This is a genomic window from Mycobacterium scrofulaceum, assembly GCF_002086735.1.
Lineage (GTDB): Bacteria > Actinomycetota > Actinomycetes > Mycobacteriales > Mycobacteriaceae > Mycobacterium > Mycobacterium scrofulaceum.
Genome location: NZ_MVIJ01000055.1, coordinates 1 through 19,885 on the forward strand (window position 1 = coordinate 1; position 19,885 = coordinate 19,885).

Annotated in this window: 17 protein-coding genes, 1 tRNA gene and 2 pseudogenes; 11 read left to right on the top strand and 9 right to left on the bottom strand. The window is 66.7% G+C overall.

What is annotated here, in order from left to right; all coding sequences use genetic code 11:
• The 3 genes and pseudogenes from BST44_RS29760 to BST44_RS24505 all read left to right on the top strand — a co-directional run.
• Positions 1–150: pseudogene (locus BST44_RS29760) on the top strand (thioredoxin-disulfide reductase); the annotation flags it as partial.
• Positions 147–500: a thioredoxin gene (trxA, locus tag BST44_RS24500; RefSeq protein WP_083179587.1), complete on the top strand. Its 354-nt coding sequence runs from the start codon at positions 147–149 to the stop codon at positions 498–500. The pseudogene BST44_RS29760 and the gene trxA, both read left to right, overlap by 4 nt.
• Before the next feature lie 133 nt (positions 501–633).
• Complete coding sequence (locus BST44_RS24505; protein ID WP_083179588.1) at positions 634–1,854, top strand: N-acetylmuramoyl-L-alanine amidase; 1,221 nt, start codon at positions 634–636, stop codon at positions 1,852–1,854.
• On the opposite strand, the gene BST44_RS24510 is transcribed toward BST44_RS24505, so the two are convergent.
• The 9 genes and pseudogenes from BST44_RS24510 to rpmH form a co-directional block, all read right to left on the bottom strand.
• Positions 1,851–2,603, bottom strand: a complete 753-nt coding sequence (locus BST44_RS24510) for an acetyltransferase (protein ID WP_083179589.1) — start codon at positions 2,601–2,603, stop codon at positions 1,851–1,853. The two genes, BST44_RS24505 and BST44_RS24510, sit on opposite strands and share 4 nt — an antisense overlap.
• 254 nt (positions 2,604–2,857) lie before the next feature.
• A complete protein-coding gene (locus BST44_RS24515) occupies positions 2,858–3,841 on the bottom strand; it encodes a ParB/RepB/Spo0J family partition protein (protein WP_083179590.1) in 984 nt (327 codons plus the stop codon).
• A pseudogene (locus BST44_RS24520) lies at positions 3,838–4,850 on the bottom strand (ParA family protein). The gene BST44_RS24515 and the pseudogene BST44_RS24520 overlap by 4 nt, the downstream one beginning before the upstream one ends.
• On the bottom strand, positions 4,847–5,572 hold the full coding sequence (rsmG, locus tag BST44_RS24525; RefSeq protein WP_083179592.1) for a 16S rRNA (guanine(527)-N(7))-methyltransferase RsmG: 726 nt from the start codon (positions 5,570–5,572) through the stop codon (positions 4,847–4,849). Before rsmG ends, BST44_RS24520 begins: the two are co-directional and overlap by 4 nt.
• 60 nt (positions 5,573–5,632) lie before the next feature.
• Entirely contained in the window at positions 5,633–6,202 is a 570-nt protein-coding gene (locus BST44_RS24530; protein WP_083179593.1) for a Jag family protein, read from the bottom strand.
• 80 nt (positions 6,203–6,282) lie between these two features.
• The gene (yidC, locus tag BST44_RS24535) at positions 6,283–7,392 is read right to left on the bottom strand and encodes a membrane protein insertase YidC (protein ID WP_142274682.1); all 1,110 of its coding nucleotides are present in this window, start codon (positions 7,390–7,392) and stop codon (positions 6,283–6,285) included.
• Positions 7,376–7,693: a membrane protein insertion efficiency factor YidD gene (gene yidD, locus BST44_RS24540; protein WP_083179610.1), complete on the bottom strand. Its 318-nt coding sequence runs from the start codon at positions 7,691–7,693 to the stop codon at positions 7,376–7,378. Before yidD ends, yidC begins: the two co-directional genes overlap by 17 nt.
• Before the next feature lie 17 nt (positions 7,694–7,710).
• Positions 7,711–8,067: a ribonuclease P protein component gene (gene rnpA, locus BST44_RS24545; protein WP_083179595.1), complete on the bottom strand. Its 357-nt coding sequence runs from the start codon at positions 8,065–8,067 to the stop codon at positions 7,711–7,713.
• A 23-nt stretch (positions 8,068–8,090) separates the two neighbouring features.
• Positions 8,091–8,234, bottom strand: a complete 144-nt coding sequence (gene rpmH / locus BST44_RS24550) for a 50S ribosomal protein L34 (protein ID WP_073880743.1) — start codon at positions 8,232–8,234, stop codon at positions 8,091–8,093.
• 603 nt (positions 8,235–8,837) lie between these two features.
• On the opposite strand from rpmH, the gene dnaA reads away from it, so the two are divergent.
• The 8 genes from dnaA to BST44_RS24590 all read left to right on the top strand — a co-directional run bounded on the left by dnaA (position 8,838) and on the right by BST44_RS24590 (position 19,829).
• Positions 8,838–10,367, top strand: coding sequence for a chromosomal replication initiator protein DnaA (gene dnaA, locus BST44_RS24555; protein ID WP_083179611.1), 1,530 nt, complete (start codon positions 8,838–8,840; stop codon positions 10,365–10,367).
• Positions 10,368–10,901: 534 nt separating this feature from the next.
• The gene (gene dnaN, locus BST44_RS24560; protein ID WP_083179596.1) at positions 10,902–12,101 is read left to right on the top strand and encodes a DNA polymerase III subunit beta; all 1,200 of its coding nucleotides are present in this window, start codon (positions 10,902–10,904) and stop codon (positions 12,099–12,101) included.
• Entirely contained in the window at positions 12,102–13,259 is a 1,158-nt protein-coding gene (recF, locus tag BST44_RS24565; protein WP_083179597.1) for a DNA replication/repair protein RecF, read from the top strand.
• A complete protein-coding gene (locus BST44_RS24570; protein ID WP_083179598.1) occupies positions 13,256–13,813 on the top strand; it encodes a DUF721 family protein in 558 nt (185 codons plus the stop codon). Before recF ends, BST44_RS24570 begins: the two co-directional genes overlap by 4 nt.
• A 255-nt stretch (positions 13,814–14,068) precedes the next feature.
• Positions 14,069–16,102 carry a DNA topoisomerase (ATP-hydrolyzing) subunit B gene (gene gyrB, locus BST44_RS24575; RefSeq protein ID WP_083179599.1) on the top strand — a complete coding sequence of 678 codons (2,034 nt, stop codon included), beginning with the start codon at positions 14,069–14,071 and terminating at the stop codon, positions 16,100–16,102.
• A 38-nt stretch (positions 16,103–16,140) separates the two neighbouring features.
• A complete protein-coding gene (gene gyrA, locus BST44_RS24580) occupies positions 16,141–18,660 on the top strand; it encodes a DNA gyrase subunit A (RefSeq protein ID WP_083179600.1) in 2,520 nt (839 codons plus the stop codon).
• A 115-nt stretch (positions 18,661–18,775) separates the two neighbouring features.
• The gene (locus BST44_RS24585; RefSeq protein ID WP_083179601.1) at positions 18,776–19,639 is read left to right on the top strand and encodes a DUF3566 domain-containing protein; all 864 of its coding nucleotides are present in this window, start codon (positions 18,776–18,778) and stop codon (positions 19,637–19,639) included.
• A 116-nt stretch (positions 19,640–19,755) separates the two neighbouring features.
• Positions 19,756–19,829, top strand: a tRNA-Ile gene (locus BST44_RS24590).
• Positions 19,830–19,885 lie beyond the last annotated feature (56 nt).

A 19,885-nucleotide genomic window follows, 5' to 3' on the forward strand; every position in this document is an offset into this window, starting at 1 on the left:
CGCCAGGCCATCACCGCCGCCGGCAGCGGCTGCTCGGCGGCCATCGACGCCGAACGCTGGCTGGCCGAACACGCCGAGTCCAGCGCCGCCGCCCAAAGCGACGCCACCGAATTTCCGGGCAGTACCGAGATGATTGGAGCACCTCAATGACCGACGCCGAAAAAGCCGCAGCCACAATCGAAGTCTCTGACGCATCGTTTTCCAACGAGGTGTTGTCCAGCAATAAGCCTGTGCTGGTTGACTTTTGGGCGACGTGGTGCGGGCCGTGCAAGATGGTAGCGCCGGTCCTCGAGGAAATCGCGAGCGAGCGCGCCGACCAGCTCACCGTCGCCAAGCTCGACGTCGACGCCAACCCTGTGACCGCGCGCGACTTCCAGGTGGTGTCGATCCCGACCATGATCCTGTTCAAGGACGGCCAGCCGGTGAAGCGGATCGTCGGCGCCAAGGGCAAGGCAGCGCTGCTGCGTGAGCTTTCGGACGCCGTTCCCAACCTCAGCTGATCGGCAATTGAGTCGCCCCACCACGCCCCACGTTCAGCCTGGGGTTTTCCCGATTACGCGAAGCATCTGCGACAATAATTGCTAGCTGTCGCCCTGATACGAGCCTGTCAGTCTGTCCCGGAGGGCCCTTGGTATGTCGAGTCCGCGCCGTGAATACGGCGATGCGCTGCGCTGTGGTGACCGCAGCGCAGCTGTGACCGAAGTCCGGGCCACGCTGGCAACGCTAGGGCTGCTGGACACTCCTGAGGACGATCTCGCCACTGGACGGCACGTCTCCCCCGAGTTCTTCGACGCCGAGCTGGACCAGGCGGTGCGGGCCTTTCAGCAACACCGCGGCCTGCTGGTCGACGGGATCGTCGGCGAAGCCACCTACCGCGCGTTGAAGGAGGCCTCCTACCGGCTCGGTGCGCGCACGCTGTACCACCAATTCGGCGCGCCGCTCTATGGTGACGACGTCGCCACGCTGCAGGCCCGCCTTCAGGACCTCGGTTTCTACACCGGGCTGGTCGACGGGCACTTCGGGTTGCAGACTCACAACGCGTTGATGTCATACCAACGCGAGTACGGACTCGCCGCGGACGGCATCTGTGGTCCAGAAACGTTGCGCTCCTTGTACTTTCTGAGCTCCCGCGTCACTGGCGGCTCACCGCACGCGATCCGCGAAGAAGAACTGGTCCGCCGGTCGGGGCCTAAGCTGTCGGGCAAGCGGATCATCATCGATCCGGGTCGCGGCGGCACCGACCTCGGCGAGCTGATGCAGGGTCCGTCGGGACCGATCAGCGAAGCGGATGTGTTGTGGGATTTGGCAAGCCGCCTCGAGGGGCGGATGACCGCCATCGGCATGGAGACTTTTCTCTCGCGACCGGTCAACCGCAGCCCCTCCGACGCCGAACGCGCGGCCACCGCCAACAACGTCGGGGCGGATCTGATGATCAGCTTGCGTTGCGAGAGCCAGCCCAGCCCGGCGGCCAGCGGCGTCGCGTCCTTTCATTTCGGCAACTCACACGGCTCGGTGTCCACGATCGGGCGCAACCTCGCGGACTTCATTCAGCGAGAAGTGGTGGCCCGCACGGGATTGCGTGATTGCCGGACGCACGGCCGGACGTGGGATCTGTTGCGCCTCACCCGGATGCCGACCGTGCAGGTCGACGTCGGCTATATCACCAATCCGCAGGACCGCGCGATGCTGATCTCCACGCAGACCCGCGACGCGATCGCCGAGGGCATTCTCGCCGCGGTCAAGCGGCTCTACCTCCTGGGTAAGAACGACCGGCCGACCGGCACGTTCACCTTCGCCGAACTGCTGGCCCACGAACTGTCCGTTGAACGGACCGGCAGGCTCGGCGGCCCCTAGCCGATCTCGGTGCCCCGCAACGTATTTCCCGCCGCTGACCCGGCCCCAACCGGCTCCTGCAGCTGCGCATTCTCCAGCAGGCGCTCCAACGCCGCCTCGACTTCGGCCTTCCAGCCGAGACCCTTGTCCAGCTCGAGGCGAAGCCGCGGGAAGTACGGATGTGGCGCCACCACAACGAATCCCGCGTCCTGCAAGAGCTGCGCGTCGATCACGCAGTGGTCCACCGTGCAGTCACCGACGGCCTCCAGCACCGGTCGCACATCCGGACTGGCCGCAAGCGGATCCTGCAATTCCGCGGCCGCCGGCGTGCGCCCGAACGCCTCCAGCGCCCGCACCCCACGCCTGACCAGTTCGTCGATCACCCGGGCGAGCAGACCGTGCGGCAGATCGTCGGCGGTCTGGCCGGGCTCGATGCCCATCGACGTCAGCAACACCGCGTCCGCGGATACCGGCGCGGTGGGAAACCGCTGCGCGCGCGGCACCGCGCGCGGCGGCGCGTAGAAGACATAACCCAGGATCGGCGGCTCGCTCTGGCTTCTGTCGTCGGTGGCCGCGGTCGCCACCTGCCCGCACGACCCCCACTCGAGCATGACCATCGACAGCCAGGCTTCCTTCTCGAATTCCGGGTCGGCGAGGTGGTCCTGGTTTCCGAGGGTTGCCGGGTCGACCTCCCAGTACACGCAGCGGCGCGCATGCTTGGGAAGTTGTTCGAAGGCCTCGAGGCGCAGCGGGGTGATGCGAACGGACACTAGCCTCCTGGCTCCTGTGCGGTACTGCAGTCAATTGCACCGGCAACCCCTCCAGGATAGGAGAGTTTGTCGCAATCGGGCCAGCTTTGTCGCCGAGGCGCCGATCACGGCGCCGCCAAGCTCACCGCGTTACCGTCGCCACCGATCCGTAACCGAATGTCCTTGGAAGGCATGCGGTTTCGTAATATCTCGGCGCCGCCGCGCAGCCGTGACCGGCCTGGTGTCACAGTGACGTAATTACACCGTATGGCGGGTCAGGTGTTGGCGGCGGTCATCATGTCGATGATGCGCTGCAAATCGTCGACGGAGCCGAACTCCACGACGATCTTGCCCTTGCGTTTGCCCAGGCTGACCGTCACCCGCGTGTCGAAGGCGTTGGACAGCCGTTCGGCGACCTCCTGCAGGCCGGGCATCTGGATCGGCTTGCGCCGCTGGGGCGCCGGGGTGGTCGTCCCGCCCCGGTTGGCCAGCGTCACCGCCTCCTCGGTCGCCCGCACCGACAGCCCCTCCGCGACGATCCGGCTCGCCAACTCCTCCTGCGCCTCGGGACCGGCCTCCAGCGACAGGAGCGCGCGGGCATGACCGGCCGACAGCACGCCCGCGGCCACCCGCCGCTGCACCGGGATCGGCAGCTTGAGCAACCGGATCATGTTGGTGATCAACGGCCGCGAACGACCGATGCGCGACGCCAGTTCGTCGTGGGTGACGCCGAACTCGTCGAGCAGCTGCTGGTAAGCCGCCGCCTCTTCCAGGGGGTTGAGCTGTACCCGGTGGATGTTCTCCAATAGCGCGTCGCGGAGCAGGTTGTCGTCCCCGGTCTCGCGCACGATGGTCGGGATGGTCGCCAACCCGGCCTCTTGGGCCGCCCGCCAGCGCCGCTCCCCCATCACGATCTGATAGCGCGGTCCCGTCGTGGCGCCGGGGACGGCGCGCACGACGATCGGCTGCAGCAGACCGAACTCGCGGATCGAGTGCACCAACTCGGAGAGCGCCTCGTCGTCGAACACCTGCCGCGGCTGGCGCGGGTTGGGTTCGATGTCGGCCGGCGCGATCTCGCGGTACACCGCACCCGCCGGCGCCAGGTCCGGTCCGGGCCCACCGATCAAGACGTCCGCGGCCGCGTCGCCCATCCGCGGGCCGAGGGTCGCGGGACCGGAGTCGCCTTCGGCGGGACCGGTCGGGATCAGCGAAGCCAGGCCCCGTCCGAGGCCGCCCTTCTTGCGTAACGGCTGCGTCATGGTCGTCCCTTCACGGCTCTGGTGGTCAATCGCGTTCGGCGAGCTCGCGACTCGCGTCGAGGTAGCTCATCGCCCCGCGCGAACCGGGGTCGTAATCGATGATGGTCATGCTGTAGCCGGGAGCCTCCGACACTTTGACGCTGCGCGGGATCACGGTGCGCAGCACCTTGGCCCCGAAGTACCGGCGTACCTCTTCGGCGACCTGGTCGGCGAGCTTGGTGCGGCCGTCGTACATGGTGAGAACGACGGTGCTCACGTCGAGCTGCGGGTTGAGGTGTGCCTTCACCATCTCGATGTTGCGCATCAGCTGTGACACCCCCTCGAGGGCGTAGTACTCGCACTGAATGGGGATCATCACCTCGGGCGCGGCGACGAGCGCGTTAATGGTCAGCAGCCCCAGCGACGGGGGGCAGTCGACGAAGACGTAGTCGAAGTCGAGGTCGTCCAGGTCGGCCAGAGCGGTTCGCAACCGATTCTCCCGCGCCACCATGCTGACCAATTCGATCTCGGCGCCGGCCAGGTCGATGGTGGCCGGGACGCAGAACAGACGCTCGTTGTGCGGGCTGCGCCGCAGCGCGTCTTTGACGGCGACCTCACCGATGAGCACCTCGTAGGAGGACGGCGTGCCCGACTGTCGATCGGTGATCCCGAGCGCCGTGCTCGCGTTGCCCTGTGGATCGAGATCAATGACCAACGTCTTCAGCCCCTGCAGGGCCAGGGCGGCAGCCAGGTTCACCGCCGTGGTGGTCTTGCCGACGCCGCCCTTCTGGTTGGCGACGGTCAGGACCCGGCGATGCCTCGGTCGGCGCAGCGGTGGATAGGTGGTGTGCAGTACGCGCATCGCCCGCTCGGCGGCGGCTCCGATCGGCGTGTCGAACTCGTCTGATGTTTCACGTGAAACATTTGCCGCCGGGTCCCCGAGTGGAGCGGGTGCATCGGACGGCGCCTCGGGCGCACGCACCTGTGCGGCGCTCGGCTGCGTTGCCCCCGACTCTCCAGGACTGCTCATCGATTTCCGGCCTTCCCGATCCGTGTCGGCTGCTGGCGCGGCGGCCTTACGCGCCGGGCTATAACTACGGTTGCGGGGGGACGCAAATAGGTCGCGCCACATGTCACCACCCTGGCATCAGCGGCGCCCGATGCTGCCATCACACGCCGATATTGTTCAACTTCCTCGGTGACGCGCTCGCCCTTGATCGCGAGCATCCGTCCGCCCGTCCGCAGCAACGGCACACTCCACTTCGCCAACTTGTCCAGCGACGCAACCGCTCGTGACACCGCCGCATCCCTTCCGCCGAACCGGTCGCGGACCCATGGATCCTCGGCACGGCCGCGGACCACCTCGACGGCTAACCCTAGTTGTTCGACTACCTCGCTGAGAAACTCGCTCCGGCGCAACAACGGTTCGAGCAGGACCACGTCGATGTCCGGGCGCGCGAGCGCGAGCGGGATGCCGGGCAACCCGGCCCCGCTGCCGATGTCGATCACCCGAGCCCCCGGCTCGAGAACCTCACCCACGGCGACACTGTTGAGCAGATGGCGCTCCCAGATACGCTCCACTTCGCGTGGCCCCAGCAGTCCGCGCTCGACTCCGGGCCCGCCAAGCAGCTCCGCGTACCGGCGGGCGAGGTCGATCCGGGGGCCGAAGATTGCCGCCGCGGCGCCGGGCTCGGATGTGGCGATCTCGTTCGCCGAGGGTTCCACCGGGCCGACATGTTTCACGTGAAACATCCTCTGCTTTGCCTGACGGCCAATAAGGGCTCCGCGCCGGAACTACACGGCTGTAACTCGCTAGTCGTGCAGGACGACGACGCGGCGCGCGGGCTCGACGCCCTCGCTTTCGCTGTGCACGCCGGGCACCGCCGCGACGGCGTCGTGGACGATCTTGCGTTCGAACGGCGTCATGGGGGCGAGCTCTTCCCGCTCGCCGGACTCCAGCACCCGCCGTGCGACCTTGTCCCCCAGCGCCGCCAACTCCTCGCGGCGCCGCCGGCGCCAACTGGCGATGTCGAGCATCAACCGGCTGCGAACGCCGGTCTTCTGGTGCACGGCCAGGCGAGTGAGCTCCTGCAGCGCGTCGAGCACCTCGCCGCCGCGGCCGACCAACTTGTTCAGGTCGTCGCTCCCGTCGATGCTCACCACCGCCCGGTTGCCTTCGACGTCGAGATCGATGTCGCCGTCGAAGTCCAACAGGTCCAGCAGCTCTTCCAGATAGTCGCCGGCGATCTCGCCCTCGGCGACCAACCGCTCCTCCAGGTCGTCGAACTCGTCCGCGGCCCCGGCCCCGTTCTCGACGGTCGACTCCGTGTCGACGTCGCTCTCCGCGTCGCGTTCGGTGGTGGTCGTGTCTGCGTCGGTCATGTCTTTCTCTCCCTCATCCAACGGGTCTTGCCGATCGGGATCGCCCTCCCAGGCGTCCCGGTGCGGCCAGGTCTCCCTTGTCAGCGTTTGCGTCTCTTGGGTCGCGCGCCCGGTCGGGGCGCGCGGTTGGCCGCGCCGCCGTTCTGCCCACCCGGACTGAGCTTGTCGGCTGGGGGCTCCGTCGTGGCCGTTCCGCCGTCGGGGGCATCGGTGCCCGGCTCCCCCTCCCCGGCCGTCGACGACCCGTTCCCGTCCGGCTGTCCCGCCTTCGGGCTCCGTTTCGGCTTGGCCCCCGGCGCGGGCGCATTGGCCGCTCGCCGCTGCAGCACTTCCTGCTTCTTCGCCTCGTCCTCTTTTTCGATCATGCCGAACACGTAGTGCTGCTGACCGAACGTCCAGATGTTGTTCGCGAACCAGTACAGGATGATCGCCAGCGGCAGGAACGGGCCGCCGACGACGACGCCGAGCGGAAACACGTACAAAGCGAGTTTGTTCATCATCGCGGTCTGCGGATTGGCCGCGGCTTCCGGACTCTGCCGCGCCACCGACGCCCGGCTGTTGAAGTAGGTCGCGATGCCGGCCAGGATCATCACCGGCGCACCGACCGCGATCACCGCCGGCCGGCTGAAGTAGGTGAACGCGTCCAACCCCGTGCGCTGGGTCATGAACGCACCGATCGGCGCGCCGAACAAGTTGGCGTCCAGGAAGTGCGCGACGTCCGTGGGGCTGAAGACGTAGTTTCCGGTGAGGCGGTTCTGCGCCACCGACAGGTGGGGCTGACCGAAGCCACCGGTGGTCCGGTTGAACGACCGCAAAACGTGATACAGCCCAATGAAGACGGGGATCTGCGCGAGCATCGGCAAGCACCCGAGGATCGGGTTGAACCCGTGCTCGCGTTGCAGCTTCTGCATCTCCAGCGCCATCCGCTGGCGGTCCTTGCCGTACTTCTTCTGCAGCGCCTTGATTTGCGGTTGCAGTTCCTGCATCTGGCGCGTGGTGCGGATCTGCCGCACGAACGGCTTGTACAGCAGCGCGCGCAAGCTGAACACGAGGAACATCACCGACAGCGCCCACGCGAAGAAGCTGGACGGTCCCAGCATCGCGGCGAACAGCTTGTACCAGGCCCACATGATCCACGACACCGGGTAGTAGACGAAGTCGAGACTAAAGAAATCAAACAAGAGTTCCACTCTCCCCTCGCGCCGCCGGGCGGGGCCACGCGTCGCTGGCATCTTCGAAGTTCACCTGGCATCCCGGGCGTTCGGGTATCGGATCCCATCCACCCCGATGCCATGGTCCGCACTTGACGAGCCGGGCGGCGGCCAACCAACTCCCCCGGATCAACCCGTACTCGGTCAACGCGTCGACCGCGTACTGGCTGCACGTCGGAACGAAGCGACACGTCGCCGGCCGCAAGGGCGACACCATGTGCCGGTACAGCTGGATCAACCAGACCAGCCCCCGCACCGCCGCGGTGCCCAGCGTGTGCATGTCTCGCCCCGGCGTGGTCACCGTTGCCGCCCGGCCGATTCCAGCGAGCGACGCAGACCGCGGCGCAGCTGCTCCGCCAATCGAGCCGAGGACGCGGTGCGGCTGCCGGGCAACGCCCGGATGACCACCCGGTCGGAGTCGTGCAGATCGCCCAGAACGGACCGCGCCACGTGCCGCAGCCGACGCGACACCCGGTGCCGGTCGACCGCCGACCCCACGGACTTGCCGACGATCAGCCCGACTTGAGGAGCCGCTGAGCCGTCACCGGCGCGGCAGAGGTGGACGACGACATCGGATTGCGCCGCACGAATTCCGTGCTTCACCGTCGCGTCGAACTCCGTTGACCGCCTCATGCGGTTGCGTGCCGGAAGCACCGCCGAAAAACCCGACGTTGCAATCAGGCAGATAGCGCGCGGCGCCCCTTACGGCGCCGGCTCGACACAATCGAGCGTCCGGCGCGGGTGCGCATGCGCAACCGGAAGCCATGCACGCGGGCTCGGCGCCGGTTGTTCGGCTGGAAGGTCCGCTTGCCCTTGGCCACGACGTTCTCCTCGTTGTGTCTCGCATTTCCATCCGGCCGGCCAGACGTCTCGCTGGGGTTCGTCTGCGACCGGTCGGAGGTAACCTTGCTGCTGGCCGGCGCGGTCCCCAGGCAGACCTGGGTCGCAGCCGCATCGCCGACTTTCGGGCGACTGTTTGAGGGTACTGACCGCGCTTCCCCTGGTCAAACCTGGCCTGCCGCAACGCACCCGCCTGATCCCGGCGAGAAAGGTAGCCCCACCGGCCGGCTGCAGCCGGCCGGCGCACCGGCCCTGAGCCGAAGCAGGCCCAACCGACCCTAAACAACCCGATTGGAATGCAGCAGAACGGTTGGCAGCCGCCCGGAAAACTGTTAGCTTCTGCCAGTGTCGTTTTAGACTGCAACGGCGCTCGACAACGAAGCGAGGATGGTGGGTCGACTAGCTGCCTAGACAACCTGCACAGGTTTTCTTCCAGCACGGAGATCGCGAGCCGTCGCCGGTAGGTTGTGGCTCGCATACGCTGATCCTGTCCACACCTGTGTATAACTATGTGGACAGTTGCTTTGTCACCAAGCGTGGTTGTACCTCGACCCGGGATGCTCGAGAACCAGGGGGATGCGTCGTTGACCGATGACCCCGGTTCAGGTTTCACGACCGTGTGGAACGCGGTCGTATCCGAGCTCAACGGAGAACCCACCCCGGACGGGGTAGCCGCCAACCGCACCACCCTCATCGCCCCCCTCACCCCACAACAGCGGGCCTGGCTGAATCTGGTGCAGCCGCTGACCATCGTCGAGGGATTCGCCCTACTGTCGGTGCCCAGCAGTTTCGTCCAGAACGAGATCGAACGTCACCTTCGCGCCCCTATCACCGATGCGCTCAGCCGTCGGCTCGGGCAGCAGATCCAACTCGGGGTGCGGATCGCGCCGCCCGACGACGACGCCGACGACGTCGTGCTCGGCCAAGCCGAACCGTTCACGCCGGGCGACAGCCCCTTCCCGGACGACGCCGACGAAGCCGACGAGACCGACGAAAACGGTGAAGCCGCCGAGAGCGCCCGGCAGGGTTGGACGAACTACTTCGCCGAACGTCCGCACCCCGCCGATCCGGCTGTCGCCGGCGGAACCAGTTTGAACCGCCGCTACACCTTCGACACCTTCGTCATCGGAGCGTCCAACCGTTTCGCGCACGCGGCGGCGTTGGCCATCGCCGAGGCTCCGGCGCGCGCCTACAACCCGTTGTTCATCTGGGGCGAATCCGGGCTGGGCAAGACTCACCTGCTGCATGCCGCTGGTAACTACGCGCAGCGACTGTTCCCCGGGATGCGGGTCAAGTATGTGTCCACCGAGGAATTCACCAACGACTTCATCAACTCGCTACGTGACGACCGCAAGGTCGCGTTCAAGCGCAGCTACCGCGACGTCGACGTCTTGTTGGTCGACGACATCCAGTTCATCGAGGGCAAGGAAGGTATCCAGGAGGAGTTCTTCCATACCTTCAACACGCTGCACAATGCCAACAAGCAGATTGTCATCTCCTCGGACCGGCCCCCCAAACAACTCGCCACCCTCGAAGACCGCCTGCGAACCCGGTTCGAGTGGGGCCTGATCACCGACGTCCAGCCACCCGAGCTCGAAACCCGCATCGCCATCCTGCGCAAGAAAGCACAGATGGAGCGGCTCGCGGTCCCCGACGACGTCCTGGAACTCATCGCCAGCAGCATCGAGCGCAACATCCGCGAACTCGAGGGCGCCCTCATCCGGGTGACCGCGTTCGCCTCGTTGAACAAGACCCCGATCGACAAGGCCCTGGCCGAGATCGTGCTGCGCGACCTCATCGCCGACGCCAGCACGATGCAGATCAGCGCGGCGACCATCATGGCCGCCACCGCCGAATACTTCGACACCACGGTGGAAGAACTTCGCGGCCCGGGCAAGACCCGCGCACTCGCGCAGTCCCGGCAGATCGCGATGTACCTGTGCCGGGAGCTCACCGACCTCTCCCTGCCCAAAATCGGGCAGGCCTTCGGGCGCGACCACACGACGGTCATGTACGCCCAGCGCAAGATCCTGTCGGAAATGGCCGAGCGGCGTGAGGTCTTCGATCACGTCAAAGAGCTCACGACTCGCATCCGCCAGCGGTCCAAGCGCTGATTCCTGGCTTCTCCGGGCCCCGGACGCCGGTTATTTTCAAAAAACTTCCCGCACGTCTGTCACACGGGCCACACGTGGGCGTTGTGCGCAGATTGTGCACAACGCCATCAAACGGCCGTGTACTAAGCGGCCCTGCGTGCACAACCGCTCTTCGTCCCCAGCGGCCCAACACCCGGCGCTCAGTTGTCCACGCAATGATCCACAGCCCGATCCCCGCCCTAGCTGCGGGAAGCCGACGCTGTCCCCAGACTGCACAGCCCTTATTACTAGTACTGAGATCTCTTCGTGGGTTCTTCTTTGAAAGACAGCGTTGGGGACGCCTGGTTGAAACCGCTTCGCGGATCCGCCGGTAACCCGGCTTGTCGGGCTGAGCGATTAGCTTTCAAGATGGCCTCCGACGATCTACGGTTGTTCTTCGACTGCCGTTGCGGTCGTCGTTGGCAGGACGTGTCAGTGGCGTTCGTGGCGGAGCCCCGTGCTAGCGGGGGAGGCTAGCCACTGGACTTTGAAACGCTCGGTAGGTGAAGGGACGCTATGGACGCGGCGACGACAAGAGCTGGCCTCAGCGACTTGAAGTTTCGTTTGGTGCGGGAGTCCTTCGCCGACGCGGTGTCGTGGGTGGCGAAGAACCTGCCGACCCGGCCTGCGGTGCCGGTGCTCTCGGGAGTGTTGTTATCCGGGTCCGACGAAGGTCTGACAATTTCCGGATTCGACTACGAAGTCTCCGCGGAAGCCCAGGTCGCGGCGGAAATCGCTTCTCCGGGAAGCGTTTTGGTGTCCGGAAGGTTGTTGTCGGACATCACCCGAGCGTTGCCGAACAAGCCCGTGGACTTCTACGTCGACGGTAACCGGGTCGCGCTGAACTGCGGTAGTGCCAGGTTTTCGCTGCCGACGATGGCGGTCGAGGATTACCCGACGCTGCCGAGCCTGCCGGAAGAGACCGGGACGATGCCCGCCGACCTGTTCGCGGAGGCGATCAGCCAGGTTGCGATCGCGGCCGGCCGGGACGACACGTTGCCGATGTTGACCGGGATTCGGGTCGAGATCTCAGGCAACACGGTGGTTTTGGCGGCCACCGATCGGTTCCGCCTGGCGGTGCGCGAGCTGACATGGTCGGCGTCGTCGCCGGACATCGAGGCCGCGGTGCTGGTGCCGGCGAAGACGTTGGCGGAGGCCGCCCGGGCGGGCGCCGACGGTTCCGAGGTTCGGTTGTCGCTGGGCGCCGGCAGTGGCGTCGGCAAGGACGGATTGTTGGGTATCAGCGGCAATGGCAAGCGCAGCACGACGCGGTTGCTCGACGCGGAGTTCCCCAAGTTCCGTCAATTGTTGCCCGCCGAGCACACGGCGGTGGCAACGATCAACGTGGCCGAGCTGACGGAGGCCATCAAGCTGGTGGCGTTGGTGGCCGATCGGGGTGCCCAGGTGCGGATGGAGTTTTCCGAGGGTTCGCTGCGGCTGTCTGCGGGTGCCGACGATGTGGGTCGGGCCGAGGAAGACCTCGCGGTCGATTTCGTCGGTGAACCGTTGACGATCGCGTTCAATCCGACCTACCTGACGGACGGCTTGGCGGCGGTCCATTCCGAGCGGGTTTCGTTCGGTTTCACCACGCCGGGTAAGCCGGCGCTGTTGCGGCCGGCCTCCGGCGACGACAGCCCACCCACCGGGAACGGGCCGTTCGCGGCGCTGCCGACCGACTACGTCTACCTGCTGATGCCAGTTCGGTTGCCCGGATAGGTGTACGTCCGGCATTTGGGACTGCGCGATTTCCGGTCCTGGGCGCACGTCGACCTCGAGTTGGAGCCGGGCCGGACGGTGTTCGTCGGTCCCAACGGTTTCGGCAAGACCAATCTCATTGAAGCACTGTGGTTTTCGACCACGTTGGGATCGCATCGAGTAGGCACGGACACACCGTTGATCCGGGCGGGCGCCGACCGGGCGGTGGTGTCGACGATCGTGGTCAACGAGGGCAGGGAATGCGCGATCGATCTCGAGATCGCGGCGGGGCGGGCGAACAAGGCGCGGCTGAATCGCTCGCCGGTGCGCACCACCCGCGAGGTGATCGGGGTGTTGCGGGCCGTGTTGTTTGCTCCGGAAGACCTCGCTTTGGTGCGCGGGGATCCGGCCGAGCGGCGGCGCTATCTCGACGATCTGGCGACGGTGCGGCGCCCGGCGGTGGCCGGGGTGCGCGCCGACTACGAAAAGGTGCTGCGCCAGCGCACCGCGTTGTTGAAGTCGGCGGGCGGGATGCGCCACCGCGGTGACCGCGGCGCCCTGGAGACCCTCGATGTGTGGGACAGCCGGTTGGCCGAACATGGCGCGGAGTTGATGGCCGCGCGTATCGACCTGGTCAACCAGTTGACGCCGGAGGTGGAGAAGGCTTATCAGCTGCTCGCGCCCGCGTCGCGCCCGGCGTCGATCGCCTACCGCAGCAGCCTGGGCACGCGGGCGGCGGCCGAGGCCGGCGGCCACGACCGAGAATTCCTCGAGGCCGCGCTGCTGGCGGCGTTGGCCGAACGCCGTGATGCCGAATTGGAACGCGGCATGTGCCTGGTCGGTCCGCATCGCGACGATCTCGAGCTGTGGTTGGGTGACCAACCCGCGAAAGGCTTTGCCAGCCATGGGGAATCGTGGTCGTTCGCGATCGCGTTGCGGTTGGCGGCGTACGAGTTGTTGAGAGCCGACGGGGGTGAGCCCGTGTTGTTGCTCGACGACGTGTTCGCCGAACTCGACGTGGCGCGGCGCCGAGCGTTGGCCACGGTCGCGGAATCGGCGGAGCAGGTGTTGGTCACCGCGGCCGTGGTGGAAGACATCCCGGCGGGGTGGGTCGCCAGGCAGGTGCACATCGATTTGCGCGACGGCGACCTCGGCCGGGTGTCGGCGGTGCGGGCATGACGGGCAACGACCACGAAGACGCGGGCGGCGTGGAACCGGGCCTGCTGCGGGGCATCGACTTGGTCCGGCGCACGCTCGAGGAGGCACGCGCCGCGGCCCGCGCGCAAGGAAAGGACGCCGGACGCGGGCGATCCGTGCCGCCGTCGACGCGCCGCGTCGCCGGCCAGCGGCGCAGCTGGTCGGGGCCGGGACCCGACGCGCGCGATCCCCAACCCCTGGGCCGGCTGGCGAGCGACCTGGCGAAGAAGCGGGGGTGGTCGGCGCAGGTCGCCGAGGGCACGGTGCTCGGCAACTGGGCGTCGGTGGTGGGCCAGCAGATCGCCGACCACGCGACGCCGACCGGGTTGACCGACGGGGTGCTCAGCGTGACCGCCGAATCGACGGCCTGGGCCACCCAATTGCGGATGATCCAGTCCCAGTTGTTGGCCAAGATCGCCGCGGCCGTCGGCAACGGCGTGGTGACGTCGCTGAAAATCACCGGGCCAACCGCGCCGTCGTGGCGGAAGGGGCCGCGGCACATCGCCGGAAGGGGCCCCCGCGATACTTATGGCTAGCGCCACGACCCGCGCCGACGATCCCCACCCACGCCTTCATCAACAGGCGGCTCAAAGCCGCCAGGACGGCGTGAAGTGCCTTGACGCACGTCGGGACGCGGCGGGAATAGAAAAATCGCCCGCACGGCGCAGTTAGCTAGGTAGAAACGCGCCCAGAGAATCGGTGCGGACGGCTCATCACGGTAGACTGGGGGCATGCGACTGACGCGGTGACTGGAACCGCCCGCATGAAACCCCAAGGAGAGCATTCCGACCGTGGCTGCCCAGAAGAAGAAGGCGCAAGACGAATACGGCGCGTCAGCGATCACCGTGCTCGAAGGACTGGAGGCCGTCCGCAAACGCCCCGGCATGTACATCGGGTCGACCGGTGAACGGGGCCTGCACCACCTCATCTGGGAGGTGGTCGACAACTCGGTCGACGAGGCGATGGCCGGCTACGCCACCCAGGTCGATGTGCGGCTCCTCGATGACGGCAGCGTGGAGGTTGCCGACGACGGGCGCGGTATCCCGGTGGCCATGCACGCCACCGGCGCCCCCACCGTCGACGTGGTCATGACCCAGCTGCACGCCGGCGGCAAGTTCGGTGGCGAGAACAGCGGCTACACCGTCAGCGGTGGGTTGCACGGAGTGGGCGTGTCGGTGGTCAACGCGCTGTCCACCCGCCTGGAGGTCACCATCAAGCGCGACGGGCACGAGTGGTTTCAGTACTACGACCGCGCCGTGCCCGGAACCCTCAAGCAGGGCGAGGCCACCAAGAAGACCGGAACCACGATCAGGTTCTGGGCGGACCCCGAAATCTTCGAAACCACACAGTACGACTTCGAGACCGTGGCGCGGCGGCTGCAGGAGATGGCCTTCCTCAACAAGGGCCTCACCATCAACCTCACCGACGAACGAGTGGAGCAGGACGAGGTCGTCGACGAGGTCGTCAGCGACACCGCCGAGGCACCGAAGTCCGCCGAAGAGAAGGCCGCGGAATCGACTGCGCCACACAAGGTCAAGCACCGCACCTTCCACTACCCCGGCGGTCTGGTCGACTTCGTCAAGCACATCAACCGCACCAAGAGCCCGATCCAGCAGAGCGTCATCGATTTCGACGGCAAGGGCACCGGCCACGAGGTCGAGATCGCCATGCAGTGGAACGGCGGCTACTCGGAGTCCGTCCACACCTTCGCCAACACCATCAACACGCACGAGGGCGGCACCCACGAGGAGGGCTTCCGCAGCGCGCTGACGTCGGTGGTGAACAAGTACGCCAAAGACAAGAAACTGCTGAAGGACAAAGATCCCAACCTCACCGGTGACGACATCCGTGAGGGCTTGGCCGCGGTCATCTCGGTGAAGGTCGCCGAGCCACAGTTCGAAGGCCAGACCAAGACAAAGCTGGGCAACACCGAGGTGAAGTCGTTCGTGCAGAAGGTGTGCAACGAGCAGCTCACCCACTGGTTCGAGGCCAACCCATCCGAGGCGAAAACGGTGGTGAACAAAGCGGTGTCGTCGGCTCAGGCGCGCATTGCCGCCCGCAAGGCGCGTGAACTGGTGCGCCGCAAGAGCGCCACCGACCTCGGCGGTCTGCCCGGGAAGCTGGCCGACTGCCGCTCCACCGACCCGCGGAAATCGGAACTGTATGTGGTGGAGGGCGATTCGGCCGGCGGCTCGGCCAAGAGCGGGCGCGACTCGATGTTCCAGGCGATCCTGCCGCTGCGCGGCAAGATCATCAATGTCGAGAAGGCCCGCATCGACCGGGTGCTGAAGAACACCGAAGTTCAGGCGATCATCACCGCGCTGGGTACCGGGATTCACGACGAGTTCGACATCACCAAGCTGCGCTATCACAAGATCGTGCTGATGGCCGATGCCGACGTGGACGGCCAGCACATCTCGACTCTGCTGTTGACCCTGCTGTTCCGTTTCATGCGACCGCTGATCGAGAACGGACACGTGTTCTTGGCGCAGCCGCCGCTCTACAAATTGAAGTGGCAGCGCACCGATCCCGAGTTCGCCTACTCCGACCGCGAGCGCGACGGCCTGCTCGAGGCCGGGCTCAAGTCGGGCAAGAAGATCAACAAAGAGGACGGCATCCAGCGGTACAAGGGTCTGGGCGAGATGGACGCGAAAGAGTTGTGGGAGACCACGATGGACCCGTCGGTGCGCGTGTTGCGCCAAGTCACGCTCGACGACGCCGCCGCGGCCGACGAACTGTTCTCGATCCTGATGGGCGAAGACGTCGACGCCCGCCGCAGCTTCATCACCCGCAACGCCAAAGACGTTCGCTTCCTGGATGTCTGAGGCGCTCGTCGGGCACGCCAACCCACAAAGGGGATTAGATGACTGACACCACGCTGCCACCGGGCGGCGAAGCCGGCGACCGCATCGAACCGGTCGACATTCAGCAGGAGATGCAGCGCAGCTACATCGACTATGCGATGAGCGTGATCGTCGGGCGCGCCCTGCCCGAGGTCCGCGACGGCCTCAAGCCGGTGCACCGGCGCGTGCTGTACGCGATGTACGACTCCGGTTTCCGCCCGGACCGCAGCCACGCCAAGTCGGCGCGGTCGGTCGCCGAGACCATGGGCAACTACCACCCCCACGGCGACGCGTCGATCTACGACACGTTGGTGCGCATGGCCCAGCCGTGGTCGCTGCGGTACCCCTTGGTCGACGGGCAGGGCAACTTCGGCTCACCGGGCAACGACCCACCGGCCGCCATGAGATATACCGAGGCGCGGCTGACCCCGCTGGCCATGGAGATGCTGCGGGAAATCGACGAGGAGACAGTCGATTTCATCCCCAACTACGACGGCCGGGTGCAGGAACCCACCGTGCTGCCCAGCCGTTTCCCCAACCTGCTGGCCAACGGCTCCGGCGGCATCGCGGTCGGCATGGCGACCAACATCCCACCGCACAACCTGCGCGAGTTGGCAGAAGCCGTCTACTGGTGCCTGGACAACCACGAGGCCGACGAAGAAGCCACCCTGGCCGCGGTCTGCGAGCGGGTGAAGGGCCCCGACTTCCCCACCCACGGTCTGATCGTCGGGTCGCAGGGCATCCACGATGCCTACACCACCGGTCGCGGATCGATCCGGATGCGCGGAGTCGTTGAGATAGAAGAAGATTCGCGGGGCCGCACCTCGATCGTCATCACCGAATTGCCTTATCAGGTCAACCACGACAACTTCATCACGTCGATCGCAGAGCAGGTCCGCGACGGCCGGCTTACCGGCATCGCCAACATCGAGGACCAATCCAGCGATCGGGTCGGCCTGCGCATCGTCGTCGAAATCAAGCGCGACGCGGTGGCCAAGGTGGTGCTGAACAACCTCTACAAGCACACCCAGCTGCAGACCAGCTTCGGCGCGAACATGTTGTCGATCGTCGACGGGGTGCCGCGCACGCTGCGGCTCGACCAGATGATAAGGCATTACGTCGCGCACCAACTCGACGTCATCGTCCGGCGTACCACCTACCGGCTGCGCAAGGCCAACGAACGCGCCCACATCCTGCGCGGCCTGGTCAAGGCGCTCGACGCGCTGGACGAAGTCATCGCCCTGATCCGGGCGTCGGAAACCGTCGACATCGCCCGGGCCGGCCTGATCGAGCTGCTCGACATCGACGAGATCCAGGCCCAGGCCATCCTCGATATGCAGCTGCGGCGGTTGGCGGCCCTGGAGCGGCAGCGCATCATCGACGACCTGGCCAAGATCGAAGCCGAGATCGCCGACCTGGAAGACATCCTGGCCAAGCCGGAACGGCAGCGCGCGATCGTTCACGACGAGCTCGTCGAGATTGTCGAGAAGCATGGCGACGACCGTCGTACCCGGATCATCGCGGCCGACGGTGACGTCAACGACGAGGACCTGATCGCCCGCGAAGAGGTCGTCGTCACCATCACCGAGACCGGCTATGCCAAGCGAACCAAGTCCGACCTCTACCGCAGCCAGAAACGCGGCGGCAAGGGCGTGCAGGGCGCCGGCCTCAAGCAGGACGACATCGTGCGACACTTCTTCGTCAGCTCCACGCACGACTGGATCCTGTTCTTCACCACGCAGGGCCGGGTCTATCGCGCCAAGGCCTACGAACTGCCCGAGGCGTCCCGAACCGCGCGGGGTCAGCACGTCGCCAACCTGCTGGCTTTCCAGCCCGAGGAACGCATCGCACAGGTCATCCAGATCCGCAGCTACGAGGACGCCCCGTACCTGGTGCTGGCCACCCGCAACGGCCTGGTCAAAAAGACGAAGCTGACCGACTTCGACTCGAACCGGTCGGGCGGGATCGTGGCGATCAACCTGCGCGACAACGACGAGCTCGTCGGCGCGGTGCTGTGTTCGTCGGAGGAAGATCTGTTGCTGGTGTCGGCCAACGGCCAATCCATCCGGTTCTCGGCGACCGACGAGGCGCTGCGTCCGATGGGCCGCGCCACCTCCGGCGTGCAGGGCATGCGGTTCAACACCGACGATTACCTGTTGTCGCTCAACGTCGTTCGCGAAGGCACCTACCTGTTGGTGGCGACGTCCGGGGGCTATGCCAAGCGCACGGCGATCGAGGAGTATCCCGTGCAGGGTCGCGGCGGCAAGGGCGTGCTGACGGTGATGTTCGACCGGAGGCGCGGCAAGCTGGTGGGTGCGCTGATCGTCGACGACGACAGTGAGCTGTACGCCATCACCTCCGGGGGCGGCGTGATCCGCACCGACGCGCGCCAGGTCCGCAAGGCGGGACGGCAGACCAAGGGCGTCCGCCTGATGAACCTGGGCGAGGACAACACGCTGCTGGCCATCGCGCGCAACGCCGAGGAGAACGCGGACGAGGTCGTGGAGGAAGCGGAAGGCGCCGCGGAGTCCGACGAGTAGCTGCCGAACAATCCGGGCGGCCCGAGCAACGGCCGGGGAATTAGACTCGGCCCGACCAGAGAAAACGCGGCTGCCATCGCCCCCGCGGGCGCGGCAGGAGATCTAAGGAGTCGGGGTGACCTCACCGAACGAGCCGGGCGCCCCCAAAAAGGGCGACGGCCCTAATGGGGATGGCTCGGCCGAGCGCGCCGGTGTGCACCGCGCGGGGCCGCCCGCGCAGGCCGGCCGCGCTCCGGACGCCGGGGATTCCCCGCCCCGGCAGCGGGGTGGGCCCAGGCCGCCGCAGCGGCAGCCCGACCCGCCGGGCGGGGTCGAGGCCCGGCTGAACCGGTTCATCTCCGGCACCGCGGCGCCGGGCGGGCCCCCCCAGGGGAAGAACCCGCCGCACGACACCGACGCCCCTGCGGGGCGCGGCGACGGCCCGCCGGCCGAGGCGTATGCGAGCGAGTTGCCGGACCTGTCCGGTCCGATGCCGCGGGGCCCGCAACGCAAGCTGCCCGCCGACCGCACATCGGAGGCCTCGACCACCGCGGGATCCGCCCGGCCGTCGGCCCCGGAAAACCGGGAGGGCCGCGACAGCCGCGAGAACCGCACGCAGGTGGCCCGGCGGCCGCGCGGGCCGGTGCGGGCCAGCATGCAGATCCGCCGGATCGACCCGTGGAGCACGCTGAAGGTGTCCCTGCTGCTCTCGGTCGCGCTGTTCTTCGTCTGGATGATCGCGGTGGCGTTCCTCTACCTCGTGCTCGGCGGCATGGGCGTGTGGTCGAAGCTGAACAGCAACGTCGGCGACCTGCTCAACAACACCAGCGGCAGCAGCGGCGAACTCGTCTCCAGCGGCACCATCTTCGGTGGCGCGGTGTTGATCGGGCTGGTCAACATCGTGTTGCTTACCGCGATGGCCACCATCGCCGCGTTCGTCTACAACCTGACCACCGATTTGATCGGCGGCATCGAAGTGACGCTGGCGGACCGCGACTGACTCCGGGCGGTGACGATCCGCATCGCCCGGCTGTGCCGCGCTCGCGATCGCCACTAGTGTTTTTGGGGTGGGGCGGCGATTGCGGTAATCTCGTCGCTCGGCCGTACCGCGAGTACGGGCCTATAGCTCAGGCGGTTAGAGCGCTTCGCTGATAACGAAGAGGTCGGAGGTTCGAGTCCTCCTAGGCCCACAACCATGTGCCCGTCAAGACGTTGTGGAAGACTTGCCCTGCCAATCACGCTGATC

Excerpts from the sequence above, each read along its gene's own strand:
- gyrA (WP_083179600.1), top strand. The coding sequence starts at position 16,141 with ATGACTGACACCACGCTGCCACCGGGCGGCGAAGCCGGCGACCGCATC.
- BST44_RS24515 (WP_083179590.1), bottom strand. The coding sequence starts at position 3,841 with ATGACGCAGCCGTTACGCAAGAAGGGCGGCCTCGGACGGGGCCTGGCT.
- BST44_RS24505 (WP_083179588.1), top strand. The coding sequence starts at position 634 with ATGTCGAGTCCGCGCCGTGAATACGGCGATGCGCTGCGCTGTGGTGAC.
- rsmG (WP_083179592.1), bottom strand. The coding sequence starts at position 5,572 with ATGTTTCACGTGAAACATGTCGGCCCGGTGGAACCCTCGGCGAACGAG.
- yidD (WP_083179610.1), bottom strand. The coding sequence starts at position 7,693 with ATGCACACGCTGGGCACCGCGGCGGTGCGGGGGCTGGTCTGGTTGATC.
- trxA (WP_083179587.1), top strand. The coding sequence starts at position 147 with ATGACCGACGCCGAAAAAGCCGCAGCCACAATCGAAGTCTCTGACGCA.
- dnaN (WP_083179596.1), top strand. The coding sequence starts at position 10,902 with ATGGACGCGGCGACGACAAGAGCTGGCCTCAGCGACTTGAAGTTTCGT.
- BST44_RS24530 (WP_083179593.1), bottom strand. The coding sequence starts at position 6,202 with ATGACCGACGCAGACACGACCACCACCGAACGCGACGCGGAGAGCGAC.
- BST44_RS24570 (WP_083179598.1), top strand. The coding sequence starts at position 13,256 with ATGACGGGCAACGACCACGAAGACGCGGGCGGCGTGGAACCGGGCCTG.